The following is a 12,956-nucleotide window of genomic DNA, read 5'->3' as shown; positions in this document are numbered from 1 at the left end:
CGGTGGCCTCGTAGGAAACGTAGGGGCGAAGCCCGGGGAGAACACCCGCGTTATCGAGACGACGGAGGAACTCCCCGGACTGCGTGCGAGAAGGAACAACGAGAACCAGGCTCACGCCTTGGCTCACTTTGTCACAACCATTCCCTTAGGAACGACGGTGATGCCGGACTCGGTCACCGTGTAGCCGCGGGCGAGGTCGTACTCAAGGTCCACACCCACGGTGGCACCCTCTTCAACCACAACTCCCTTGTCGAGGATCGTCTTGGCAACAATCGCATGGCGTCCGATGCGCGCATCGTGCATCACCACCGAGTCCGTCACCTGCGCCCACGAGTGAATATTCGTTCCTGGGGAAATGATCGAGTGGTAGACCTCGCCGCCAGAGATAATCGTTCCGGGGGATACGAAGCTGTCAACAGCGTGACCCATTCGGGAGTGTTCCGAGCCATAGACAAACTTTGCCGGTGGCAGGTCCCCGTCAATCATCGTCATCGTCGGCCACTTCCGGTTGTACAGATTGAATACCGGGTGGACAGAAATGAGATCCATATTGGCGTCGTAGTAGGCATCCAAGGTACCCACGTCACGCCAGTAATCGCGATCTCGATCGGTGGAGCCGGGCACGTCATTGTCCTGGAAATCGTAGACACCGCACTCGCCGCGTTCGACGAACCAGGGGATAATATTGCCCCCCATATCGTGCTTTGAATGAGGGTTGGCCGCATCCTCCTTGAGCGCGGCCGTCAATGCTTCAGTGCTGAAGACATAGTTTCCCATTGATGCCAGTACCTTGCTGGGATCATCGGGCAAGGCCAAGTTCTCAGCCGAGGCAGGCTTTTCGACAAAGTTCTCGACGACACCGTCCGTGCTGTCGATGACGCCAAGTGCTGGGGCAAGTTCGATGGGCTGGCGAATACCTGCCACGGTGCAGGGAAGTCCAGAGTCAATGTGGTGCTGGACCATCTGTGAAAAGTCCATGCGGTAAATGTTGTCAGCACCGATGATGACGATGTATTCAGGCGATTCATCTTCGACGATGTTCAGGGATTGGTAGATCGCGTCTGCTGAACCCAAGTACCAGTGTGGCCCGCGGCGTTGCTGGGCTGGAACCGGTGCGACGAAGTTACCGAGCAGAGGCGACATGTACCACGTCTTTGTGACATGTCGGTCCAGGGAGTGCGACTTGTATTGGGTCAACACAACGACTTTCATGTAGCCCGAGTTGACAATATTTGACAGGGCAAAATCAATGATTCGGTAGTGACCTCCAAAGGGGACAGCGGGCTTTGCACGGTCAGCGGTGAGCGGCATGAGCCGCTTGCCTTCGCCGCCGGCTAGGACAATCGCAAGCACAGAATTCTTCGCCATAGATCACACTTTAGGGCTCTGAAGGCTGGAAGGCGAGCACATTAGCCGCTGAAAACTCAAAATCGATTCGGGAGTAGGGCCTTGCGATCGGTGCAAAGGGAAGAATGGCGCATGACAATGTCGCAACGTCCTAAGGTGTTTGAGCGCACTGAGGCCTTAAAATCGCTAGGCTTGGTCACACACCCATCCTGAAGGAGGCCCTGATGCGCGTAGACCTGCTGACTCGCGAATACCCACCTCACATCTACGGTGGCGCGGGAGTACACGTCACCGAATTGGCAAAAGTGCTTCGCCCTCTGGTTGATGATCTGCGCGTCCAGGCTTTTGATGGTCCTCGGCTGCCTGGAACCGATGGAGCTGAGCCTGGTGTGACAGGCTTCAGTGAGCCAGAATCTTTGAGAAACGCTAATGCCGCGCTCCGAACTCTTGCAGTGGATCTTGAGATGGCCGCAGCTACCGAGGGCACGAACCTTGTCCACTCCCACACTTGGTATGCAAACTTTGCGGGCCATGTGTCGGCGCTACTCCACGATGTTCCTCATGTCATCAGTGCTCACTCTCTAGAGCCCCTCCGGCCGTGGAAGGCAGAACAGCTTGGAGGCGGCTACCGCCTGTCCTCCTACGTTGAGAAGACCGCTTACGAGGCCGCCGCCGCCATCGTTGCTGTCTCTCACGGTATGAAGGCGGACATTATTCGTAGCTATCCGATGGTAGATCCCGAGAAGATTCACGTCATCCACAATGGCATTGATGTGCAAAAGTGGCACGCTCCTTCAACGGACGAGGAACGGGAACGACAAAAGCGCGTCTGTGCCGAGCATGGCATTGACACTTCACGTCCGACCGTTGTTTTTGTTGGGCGTATTACCCGACAGAAGGGTTTACCCCACTTCCTTCGTGCCGCTCGCCAACTGCCCGCTGATGTTCAGATTGTTTTGTGCGCGGGAGCCCCGGACACTCCAGAGATTGCCGCCGAGGTTGATGCCCTCGTTGCCAAGCTCAGAGAAGAACGTTCCGGCGTTGTCCTCATTACGCAGATGCTCCCACAAAAAGAGGTGGCAGCAATCCTTGACGCAGCCGATGTTTTTATCACGCCGTCGGTTTACGAACCTCTTGGCATTGTGAACCTTGAGGCGATGGCTTTGGGTCTGCCTGTGGTGGGCACCGCTACGGGAGGTATTCCCGATGTCATTGTGGACGGGGAAACAGGTTTCCTCGTTCCAATTGAGCAACTCCAAGACGGAACAGGCACCCCTATCGATCCTGAACGCTTCGAGGCTGATATGGCCGAGCGTCTCATTCGCGTTCTTGAAGACAAGGATTTGGCTGCGCGTATGGGAGCAGCTGGTCTGGCTCGGGCGCGAGAGCTTTTCTCGTGGGAAGCAATTGGGGAAAAGACGGTTGAGCTCTACAAGAGTCTGATCTAAGACACTTGTTCGATGCGCCCCTCTCCCGTCGCCTGTGAGAACTTGTCTGTAGACGACATGTGATGACGGATTCGGAAACTAGCTCGCGTTGAGATATCTAATCGACTCAACGCGGGCTAGTCTGTTCCTATGAGCAGCGTTCTTCACCTTCAATCAGTCTCCCTGACTCGCTCCGGACAACGAATCCTTCACGACATTTCGTGGTCAACTGAAGTTGGCCAGCACTGGGTCATTATGGGCCCTAATGGTGCGGGAAAAACCTCGCTCGTGCGGGTCGCCTCGGGAAAAGAAAGTGTTGACGAGGGCGAGGCCGTGGTGTTGGGGCGCCCGGTGAGTGAACACCCTGCAGGTTCCTTGGCGACTGCTATTGGTTTCAGTTCTCAAAGTGTTGCTTCCCGTCTTGCTCCTGGACAGACAGCTCGGGATTGTGTGCGTACCGCCGCTTGGGGACAGACGCGTTCCTTTGACGAGGACTACGAAGATGCCGATACCCAACGAGCACATGATCTGCTTGCCGCTTTCGGTGTGGGAGAGCTAGCTGATCGTCGTTTTTCGTCCCTGTCAGAGGGTGAACGGCAAAGGGTCCTTCTCGCGCGCGCTTTGATGACCGATCCAGAGGTTCTTATCCTTGACGAGCCCACCGCAGGACTTGATTTAGGCGCCCGTGAGCTACTTGTCGGAGCGTTGACGGAAATTATCTCGGGCCCTCGTGCTCCGCAACTTATCCTGGTCACCCACCAGATTGAAGAGATCCCAGCGGGCTTTACTCATGCTGCGCTTATGGAGGATGGGCAGATTGCCTACGCTGGTCCAATTGATGAGGTTCTCACCGGCGTTAACCTCTCGACAGTTTTTGGTCTGCCGCTGACCGTATCGCGGGTGGACGGACGCTGGCACGCTCATTCTCCGCGCGACGCATAGTGTCGTCTATTATTTGTAGAGCAGAACATTAAGGTTCTAACCGCTGTGAGAGCGGACCGAGAAGGAGGCTGTGATGAGCTGGGTGTGGTGGGCGATCGCCGCGGTCGGACTCGGCATTGTCGAGTTATTGACCGTTGACTTCATTTTCCTCATGCTGGCATTGGCAGCATTATGTGCAGCGCTTGCATCAGCGTTGGGCGCGCCGCTTATTGTTCAGGTGGCTGTCTTCGCTGTGGTCGCACTACTTTTGCTCTTCCTCGTCCGACCTTGGGCAAAGGCTCACCTTGCACGGTCCACCCCCAATGTTCACACCAATGCTATGAGCCTGGTTGGAATGAACGCTGTTGTCACACATGCCCTTGAGGGAGATAACGGTCGTGTGCGTCTTGACGGAGAGATCTGGAGCGCGCGAACAGCGAGCGGCGCATGCCTTCCCGTTGGTACTGCGGTGACTGTCACTTCGATTGATGGGGCCACCGCTATAGTGACCGCAAATGAAACGGCGCCTGCTGATGCAACATGCGTCGATGCCCCTATCCATAGCGCATAGACTCGCTTCACTGCTGCACAGAAAGGAAAGCTGCATGGAGTTTCTTGCCACCGCTGGCGGAACAGTAGGGCTCATTGCCCTCATTCTTTTCGTCCTTTTCATCGTCATTATCGTGGTACGAGCAGTTCAGATCGTGCCGCAGTCGCGCGCACTCGTTATCGAACGCTTGGGTAAGTTCCACTCGGTGATGTACGCCGGTCTGCATCTGGTCGTTCCCTTCCTTGACCGTATTGCTAGCCGCGTTGATCTACGTGAACAGGTGACAAGCTTCCCGCCTCAGCCTGTGATTACCGCTGATAACGTTGTGGTTTCCATTGACTCGGTGATCTACTACCAGGTCAATGATCCGATGCATGCCACCTATGAGATCGCCAACTACATTCAAGCCATTGAACAGTTGACGATCACCACTTTGCGTAATGTCATCGGCTCCCTTGACCTGGAAGCTACGCTGACCAGCCGCGACAATATCAATGCCCAGCTTCGTGGCGTCCTGGACGAGGCCACCGGCCGTTGGGGAATCCGCGTGAACCGCGTGGAGCTCAAGGCTATTGATCCGCCGCCGTCAATCCAGCATGCGATGGAGCAGCAGCTTCGTGCGGAGCGTGATAAGCGCGCAGCTATCTTGACTGCTGAGGGTGTGCGCCAGTCTCAGATTCTTAAGGCTGAGGGTGAGAAGCAGTCTGCGATTCTGTCGGCTGAAGGTGACGCTCAGGCTGCGGTTACTCGTGCCCAGGGTGAAGCCGAGGCGATTCAGACCGTGTTCGATGCCATTCATAACGGCAATCCCACCCCTGATCTGTTGTCCTACCAGTATCTGCAGATGTTGCCGCAGATTGCTCAGGGCGACGCTTCGAAGGTGTGGGTTGTTCCCACCGAACTCACCGCAGCGCTCGATGCTGTTGCGAAGGGTTTTGGCGGTTCAAAGAACTGACTGAGGGTAAGGCCGTGTCTGTCGCACGTCATGCGACAGACACGGCCTTTCGCACATGAACGATCACAAGGAGTAAGCCATGGACCGACTTCAAGAGCAGGTTTTGCGAGAGGTCGCAGAGCGCAATATCCGCTTTATTCGCCTGTGGTTCACAGATGTTGCTGGTGTTTTGAAGTCGGTGGCGATTGATCCGGGTGAACTTGAGGAAGCCTTCGAAGAGGGGATTGGTTTTGATGGCTCCTCTATTGAGGGCCTCACTCGTGTCCATGAGTCGGATATGCTTCTGCGTCCCGATGCCTCAACCTTCCAGTTGCTTCCCTGGCATGACAGTGACAATGCTGTTGCCCGCATGTTTTGTGATGTTTTCACCCCTGACGGGCTCCAAGCGCGCTCCGATCCGCGTGGTGCACTCGAACGTACTGTCGAACGTGCCCGCGATATGGGTTTCACGGTGATGGTCCATCCGGAGATTGAGTTCTACCTTTTCCAGCAGCCGTTGACGGTTGATCATATGGTGCCCGTTGACAACGCTGGATACTTTGACCATGTCACGCGTGGAGACTCCAATGACTTCCGGCGTCGAGTGGTTCAGATGCTCGAAGACTTCGGTATTAATGTCGAGTTCAGCCACCACGAGGGCGGCCCAGGACAAAACGAGGTTGATCTGCGTGCAGTCGACGCAGTCACAGCAGCCGACAACATTATGACGGCGCGAACAGTGATCGAAGAGGTTGCCCTGCGTGAAAACATGGTGGCATCTTTCATGCCTAAGCCCTTCATTGAGCATCCTGGCTCGGGCATGCACACGCACTTCTCCCTTTTAGAGGGGGAAGAGAACGCTTTTTATGACCCTGCAGGAGAATACGGTCTTTCTGTTACCGGCCGTCATTTCATTGCGGGCCTGCTTGAACATGCGGGAGAGATTTGTGCGATCACCAATCAGCATGTGAACTCGTATAAGCGCCTATGGGGTGGGGGAGAGGCGCCTTCGTTTATCTGCTGGGGGCACAACAACCGTTCGGCATTGGTGCGCGTTCCCGTCTATAAGCCAACAAAACGCTCCTCTGCTCGGATTGAATATCGCGCTCTTGATCCGGCTGTTAACCCCTACCTTGGTCTGGCGGTGATTATCGCGGCTGGACTGGATGGCATTGAACGACGTTTACCGCTTATGCCCGAGGCTGAAGACAACGTCTGGGACCTTTCTGAAAACGAACGCCAGGTTCTTGGTATTGATCCTCTACCTGCCTCGTTGCAGTCGGCGGCGGCGCTTATGCGTTCCTCTGAACTTGTTGCCGCAACGCTAGGGGAAGAGGTTTTTGATTACGTTCTGCGCAATAAAGAGAAGGAGTGGCGTGAGTACCGGGCACAGATCACGCCGCAGGAGCTTCGACAGTTTATGAAAGTCAACTGATGATGATTAGTTCGTCAGGGGCCGACGACCCGAGTGCCGGGACTCAAGCGAGTGTGCTCGGGGGGCCTCTTGCTGGCCAACGAGGAGGCCGCGATCAGAGTACACATGACCTGAGAGCCTGGGGGTTTGCTGACGTTGAGCGGGCGCGCGCGATGTGCGAGCAACTCCCGGGCGAGGCGCAGTACTGGGCTGAACAGTGTGGAATGAGTGCAGATCCGGATCTGTGCCTTTTGCAGATGCTGCGTCTACACGAAGCTGATTCTCAGATCTTGACAGATCTCCACAAGGAGCCGGAGAACCTGAAGCGCCTTTCGGCGATCTTTGGGCTCTCGCGCCAGCTCGGTGATTACATCATTGCGGGCCCGCACAGAGCACAGTGGGCGTGGACACGCCCTCCTTCAGTGCGCGAACATGTGCTTGCTGCCCTCAATGTTGAGGAGGTTCGGGCCTCAGAGGTGGAGCAGCACAGCTTTCTGACCTCTGAGGCTGGGGTCTTGCGCGCGGGGGCTGGTGTGGGCGTGGATGATGTTCGCAGAGCGTACCGCGAGGTCCTTATCGGCATTGTTGCCGATGACCTGACACATCATGATCCTGTTGATCACATGCCTGTCGTGGGACGCCGTATGGCTGAACTTGTTGACGCAACACTTGAGGCTGCGTTGTCGCTGGCGCGTCGGGATATTGACCCTCATGGGAGGGCTTGCCTGGCTGTCATTGCGATGGGAAAAACCGGGGCAGAGGAACTTAATTACATCTCTGATGTGGATGTTGTCTATGTGGCCAGGGGCGATGATGAGGCTCTATCAATCGCAACCCGTTTGGCGTCTATGACCGCGCAGGTATGTTCGGGTCCAGGTACTGAGGAGCCGTTGTGGACTGTTGATGCTGCTTTGCGTCCCGAGGGTAAGGACGGGGCTCTTGTGAGGACCCTTGAGTCCTACAGGATGTATTGGGAAAAATGGGCCCAGACCTGGGAGTTCCAGGCGTTGATGAAGGCCCGCTGCAGTGCAGGGGATCCTGAGCTAGGAAAGGATTTCGTTGAGGCGGCCTCGCCTTTCGTCTGGAGTGCCTCAAAACGCGAAGGTTTTGTGGAGGCTGCGCGGTCAATGCGCGTGCGTGTTGAGCAGTCAGTACCTCGCAAGGATGCTGAACGCGAACTTAAACTCGGCCGTGGTGGCCTGCGTGATGTGGAGTTCTCCGTCCAACTTCTTCAGTTGGTTCATGGGCGCTACGACGAGACGCTCCATCAGCGCAATACTATGGAGGCTCTGTCGGCTTTGAGCGCTGGCGGATATGTGGCTCGTTCCCACGCTTCAGAGCTGCGCGAGTGTTATGCCTTCTTGCGTGCTGTTGAGCATCGCGCTCAGTTACCGCGAATGCGTCGTACGCATCTGCTTCCCAGTCAGGGGGGCCAATTGCGTGCTTTGTGGCGTTCTTTTGGCTCGCGTTTTACTACTACCGAGGATTTTCTTCAGGAGCTTGCGCGTGTGCGATCCCGCGTGCGTGCCCTCCATGAGGATATGTTTTATCGTCCGATCGTTGCGGCTACCGCGCAGTTGAGCGCTGAGCAGGCGGGTCTTGTTGGTGGGGATGCTTCTGGCCTTGACGAGGCAGGAGCGCAGGCTCGCCTTGCCGCGATCGGATACGTTGATACTCGCGGGGCTTTCGGGCATATTCGAGCCCTGACGGCGGGGACATCACGGCGGGCAGCGATCCAACGGCACCTACTTCCTGTCGTGATTTCTTGGTTGGCCGACGGTCCTGATCCAGATATGGGGTTGTTGAACTTCCGAACTCTTTCTGACCAGATCGGGGATTCACACTGGTACCTCGCACTCTTGCGTGATTCTCGGGTTGCCGCACAGCGACTATGCACTGTGCTTTCCACGAGCCGTTGGATCGCGCAATCTTTGGGAATGCGTCCTGAAGCGGTGCAGTGGCTCGATGATGATGCGATGCTTGAACCGCTTGATCCTGAGCGTTTAGCTTCGGAAATGGCGGCACTTGTTCAGCGCCATCCTGATGCGGAGTCTGCGGCTTTACGTATTCGTGCGGTGCGTAGTCGGGAACTGACGAGGGCGGCAATGTCGGATGCAGTGGAGCATATCCGTCCCGTTCGTCCTGAGATTTCTGCTGCCACGGATCAGGTGCTCGCTGCTGCACTTGAGAGTGCTCTTCGGGAGGATCGCGAGCAACACGGCCGACTTGTTGATGTCGCTTTTATCGCGATGGGCAGATACGGAGGGCAAGAATCCTCCTTTGCCTCAGACGCTGATGTTATGGCCGTCCATGCTGCTGAGCCCGGCGTCAGTGATGCTCAGGCTGCGGAAGCTGCGACACGGGTAGTGAACCGAGTTCGGGGACTTTTAGGGAGTACAGCTTCGCATGCGGGCGTCAGTCTTGATCTTGATCTGCGGCCGGAGGGGCGCAGCGGGCCGATGACGAAAACCCCTCAGGCGTACGCTGAATATTACGATCGCTGGGCACTTGCATGGGAGAGGCACGCTTTGCTGAGGGCGCGTCCTGCAGCAGGTAATACGCTATTGCTTGCGGAAACGATGCAGAAGATTGATGCGCTGCGTTACGGTCAGGCGCTATCTGACGGGGCTTTGACGGAGATTCGTCTTTTGAAAGCGCGAATGGAGCGCGAACGGTTGCCGCGAGGTGTTGAGCCAGCTCGTCATGTGAAGCTTGGTCCGGGCGGTTTGACGGATGTCGAATGGGTAGTGCAGCTCTTGCAGCTTCAGCATGCGAGTCAGTGTGTTGAGCTGAGAACAACTTCGACAATGCAGGCTCTTAGCGCCGCTGGTGCTGCGGGGCTACTGACGTACGATCAGGTGGATGCTTTACGAATCGCCTGGGAGTATGCCGCGCGTATTCGTGCAGGAAATGTGCTGATTTCGGGCCGAATGAGCGGAAACAAGATTGATGTGCTTTCGAGAGATGGCCGTGACATCGTGCCTCTTGCGCGTCTGATGGGTTACCAGCGTGGCTTTGAAAGCCAGTTGGAGGAGGACTGGCTGCGTGCAGCACGTCGCGCGCGCGTGGTGATGGAGAAGGTCTTTTACGGCCGTGAGTGAGTCTACTCTGAAGGCAACATATTCGCGGTGTTGTGTTGGGGGCGGGCGTTATGTGGGCGATAGCTTTACTAACGTGATTTGAAGCTGTACCTCCACTTGCTACAATGATAACGATTATCAATAGTAGCGAGTGAGGGTAGGAATGCTCACCAAGCGTTCACGCAATCAACAGACGCAAAAACCGACACAGTGGCAGGAAGAAGCATCAGGGTACCGAGCGCGCGGTGCATGGTCGGCGCTTCGCAGGCCTTTTGCGATCGGGAGCGCTCTTCTTCTTGGCGCATTCAGTGGCGTCGTTGTTGCTGACGCTGCCCATGCCGGGCCAGATCAAGATCGAGTGACGGTGACACGCCAACACGTTGACGCACCCGTTCCTGCGTGGGATCCAACGAGTAAAACTCTGTCTATTCAGGTGAACCACGATCCTGCCGATACCCGCGTCCTGTGGCTCGGGCGCGGATGGGCTGGCAGCACGTCTTACCCCATCGTGAAGCATCTCTTCTCTGTCCCCGATGACCCCCAACTCGCTTTCCTTGGGGAAGCAGGCACAACATGGCTGTCTGCACCGCAAGATCCAGGCCCGGGCAACACGCCCATCTGGGCAGGGATTGGGGTTGATGGTTCACTGTCGGGTGCTTCCTCCCAGTTCGAAGCCCACAACTACGTCCTTGACCTTGTGAGTGTCAACGGTCCGGGGCGCATGGAAATGTTTACGCGCACCACGTGGGGCGTGCGCCGTAGTTGGTCGAGCCATGACCTCGCTTATCGCACCATCTTCAACCCTCGCCACATGCACACCTTCACGACCTTCAGCAAACCGGGCCGTTACGAGGTGAACGTTGCTGCTGTCGCCCGAGATGCCAACGGCAAGAAGGTCTACACCTCTCGAGTAACACCAGTTGTCTGGCAGGTAGGCGGTACTCGCCCCGACCAGGGGAGCGTCAAAGACGTCCGCGTCGCCTTTGCACAAGCACCAACCCAACGCGCCGACGGACTGTCCACAACCCCCCAGTTCACCATGGCGCCAAAGACAAACTTCCAGGTTGCTGGGGATGACTTCCTCACTGATTTCACCTTCAGTACCGGCAACGACAGCGATAATGGGCATCTTATCGTCACCATCGATGGCTTCTATATGAATGAAGTGCCGGTCACCAACGGCGTAGCCACCTTCGATGAGATGATTGGCGACTCTGCCTCCACATTCCAAGCAATCTATATTCCCACTGACTCCGCAGGCGCACGCTGGGCGTCACAACCTCTTGAGTTCTCACGTCTGCATGGGCAGGCCGTAACAGTTACTGAAGGGACAGATGTTCTCGTTGCCGAACAGGCGCGTGAGCTTTCACCCACATTGACCGCTCAGGCACAGCAAGTCACGAGTGGAGCAATGGAACTGGCTATCGCTCCTCTTACCGACAGCGACGAATACTCTGTTGCCCTCCGCGGAGATACACATCTGAACGCTACCTATAAGATCGGTTTCTTCCGGGATAAAAGTGCAAGCATTGCCGACTGTTCGGCCGAAGGAACTCTTGTCAACGGCCAGGCAGTATTTACCGGCGATTTTAACTACTGCAAGGATCATCCTGTCATTCAAATCTCCGTCCTGCCCCACCCCTACGCCAATGTCGCACCGATGACACGCACTGTGGACAATCCGGGACTCTCCACGGCACGCGCCTACTCGCTTAACCTCGCCGTACGAGCAGACAATAGTTACGAGCTGGTAGGGCCTGCGGACTCCCAGCAGCCTCCAACGCCCCCGACTGTTCCGGGTACACCTGCGCCTCAACCTCAACCACACCCCCAGCTTCCTCCGATTGTGGAACAGCCTCCAACCGTTCAGACACTCCACCGCGATCCCATCGAAGTGGGTAAGGGGCACCTCGATATTCGCCTTGTCCCTGCTGCGAACGGCAGCATCACCATGGCGATTAAGGACGACAGTCTGACGCGGGAGAAAAAGAGTGTCCTTCGTGAGCCCTCAGCGGTGACACTACTTGTGCCGCGCTCGGCTCTTATGCGCCGCAGCGAGCAGCTCAACGCGCCTACCTTTGATTTCCTCGGGCCGGTGGGCACCCAGAATTACGTCTTGCCTGAGACTCAGGTCGATTCTCTCGTGTGGCCGGGATTCTCCACCGAAGGCATCGACTATTCGGCGTATCCTCAGGGCATCGACTACGAGGTGACCCTCAGCAAAGGCCCGGCAAATGGCGTCGTTTCCTTCGTGACCACCTCCGGTTTAGGAAACGAGGTTAACGTACGGGTGCGAACGAACGAGCCTGCCCTGAAATGGATTCGTACCACTGAAAGCACACACTTGCACGGTGCATGGATTTTTAGCCAACCCGGTGTGTATCACCTTGCAGTGCGCGCGGTGAGTGCGGGCAAAGAAATCGCTCCTCCCGCAACAGTGACCTTCGCTGTTGATCGCGGTGCCGAAGCACTTCCTCCAGTGAAGACCCCTCAACCTCCGACAGGCGACCAGCCGGATACACCGAACAGCCCACCTCCGGCTTCACAGCCGGATAACTCGACTCGTGAACCAGACAAAGAGCCAGATAAAAAGGGCAATAGCACGCCAACGCCTCAACCTGATGTGCAACGCGACCTCGATAGACTCAAAGGACTAGGCACACCGGATTCCTCAACACCGCCGAAGGCCCAACCTGACGACGGCCAGCAACACGACACAGGCACACAGAAGGATGCCGGATCAACGACACCATCCTCGAAGCCAACCGACACCGCAACGCGGAGTTCTCAACAGGGAAATTCCGGCCAGAAACCACCTTCGGGCCAAACGGACTCCTCGCTCAACGCAGGTGCACAGAACGCTCCGCAGCAGTCCACGTCCGCGTCAACATCCCGACAGCGGACAGGTCGGGTTGTCGATATTTCGCGCCCGACGGGTTCAAGTGAGACAGCCCAAAGCGGTCGCACATCTCAAGCCGATACATCGCAATCGGTTGATCGCCACCAAAGTGGTGCCCGGACAACTGTTATTCGGGCGCAAGGAAAGCCGCAAACACAGTCGTCAGATCACGTACAGAGCAGCAGTGAAGATGCTGCGCAATCCTTGCCAATGGCAGCAACATCGCCAAGTATCCTTGGCGGATACTCTCCAGTGACAGTGGGCATCATCCTTATTGCCGCCATAGCCGCCGGAGCCATCACCGTCGTCGCAGTTCGAAAGAGTCTGATGTCTTGAACCTCCAGCAGCGCCCCGCCGAAGAACACTCGGCGGGGCGTTTAGTGG

8 protein-coding genes are annotated in these 12,956 nt (G+C 56.7%); 7 read left to right on the top strand and 1 reads right to left on the bottom strand.

The features are described from left to right. Positions 1-123: 123 nt before the first annotated feature. Positions 124-1,368 carry a glucose-1-phosphate adenylyltransferase gene (gene glgC / locus EII11_RS01050; RefSeq protein WP_124867704.1) on the bottom strand — a complete coding sequence of 415 codons (1,245 nt, stop codon included), beginning with the start codon at positions 1,366-1,368 and terminating at the stop codon, positions 124-126. A gap of 203 nt (positions 1,369-1,571) precedes the next feature. Between glgC and glgA the strand changes: the two genes are divergently transcribed. The 7 genes from glgA (at position 1,572) to EII11_RS01015 (ending at position 12,908) form a co-directional block, all read left to right on the top strand. Continuing rightward, positions 1,572-2,795 (top strand): glycogen synthase, encoded by a 1,224-nt coding sequence (gene glgA, locus EII11_RS01045; protein ID WP_124867702.1) that lies wholly within the window; start codon positions 1,572-1,574, stop codon positions 2,793-2,795. 129 nt (positions 2,796-2,924) lie between these two features. Then, positions 2,925-3,716, top strand: a complete 792-nt coding sequence (locus tag EII11_RS01040; protein ID WP_124867700.1) for an ABC transporter ATP-binding protein — start codon at positions 2,925-2,927, stop codon at positions 3,714-3,716. Between the two features lie 73 nt (positions 3,717-3,789). Beyond that, positions 3,790-4,266 (top strand): NfeD family protein, encoded by a 477-nt coding sequence (locus tag EII11_RS01035; protein ID WP_124867698.1) that lies wholly within the window; start codon positions 3,790-3,792, stop codon positions 4,264-4,266. A 34-nt stretch (positions 4,267-4,300) separates the two neighbouring features. Further along, positions 4,301-5,200, top strand: coding sequence for an SPFH domain-containing protein (locus tag EII11_RS01030; RefSeq protein WP_124867696.1), 900 nt, complete (start codon positions 4,301-4,303; stop codon positions 5,198-5,200). A 79-nt stretch (positions 5,201-5,279) separates the two neighbouring features. Further along, a complete protein-coding gene (locus EII11_RS01025; RefSeq protein ID WP_124867694.1) occupies positions 5,280-6,614 on the top strand; it encodes a glutamine synthetase family protein in 1,335 nt (444 codons plus the stop codon). Beyond that, positions 6,614-9,694 (top strand): bifunctional [glutamine synthetase] adenylyltransferase/[glutamine synthetase]-adenylyl-L-tyrosine phosphorylase, encoded by a 3,081-nt coding sequence (locus EII11_RS01020; protein ID WP_276310947.1) that lies wholly within the window; start codon positions 6,614-6,616, stop codon positions 9,692-9,694. The genes EII11_RS01025 and EII11_RS01020 overlap by 1 nt, the downstream gene beginning before the upstream one ends. 142 nt (positions 9,695-9,836) lie before the next feature. After that, positions 9,837-12,908, top strand: coding sequence for a choice-of-anchor M domain-containing protein (locus EII11_RS01015; protein ID WP_124867692.1), 3,072 nt, complete (start codon positions 9,837-9,839; stop codon positions 12,906-12,908). Positions 12,909-12,956: the final 48 nt, after the last annotated feature.

Origin of the sequence: Schaalia canis, from assembly GCF_003858455.1 — a bacterium.
In the GTDB taxonomy this organism is placed as follows: Bacteria; Actinomycetota; Actinomycetes; order Actinomycetales; family Actinomycetaceae; genus Pauljensenia; species Pauljensenia canis.
The sequence above is the reverse complement of the archived record's forward strand: the minus strand, read 5'-3'. Positions and strand labels throughout refer to the sequence as shown.

Coding starts and splice junctions, on each gene's coding strand:
- glgC (WP_124867704.1), bottom strand. CDS start 1,368: ATGGCGAAGAATTCTGTGCTTGCGATTGTCCTAGCCGGCGGCGAAGGC.
- glgA (WP_124867702.1), top strand. CDS start 1,572: ATGCGCGTAGACCTGCTGACTCGCGAATACCCACCTCACATCTACGGT.
- EII11_RS01040 (WP_124867700.1), top strand. CDS start 2,925: ATGAGCAGCGTTCTTCACCTTCAATCAGTCTCCCTGACTCGCTCCGGA.
- EII11_RS01035 (WP_124867698.1), top strand. CDS start 3,790: ATGAGCTGGGTGTGGTGGGCGATCGCCGCGGTCGGACTCGGCATTGTC.
- EII11_RS01030 (WP_124867696.1), top strand. CDS start 4,301: ATGGAGTTTCTTGCCACCGCTGGCGGAACAGTAGGGCTCATTGCCCTC.
- EII11_RS01025 (WP_124867694.1), top strand. CDS start 5,280: ATGGACCGACTTCAAGAGCAGGTTTTGCGAGAGGTCGCAGAGCGCAAT.
- EII11_RS01020 (WP_276310947.1), top strand. CDS start 6,614: ATGATGATTAGTTCGTCAGGGGCCGACGACCCGAGTGCCGGGACTCAA.
- EII11_RS01015 (WP_124867692.1), top strand. CDS start 9,837: ATGCTCACCAAGCGTTCACGCAATCAACAGACGCAAAAACCGACACAG.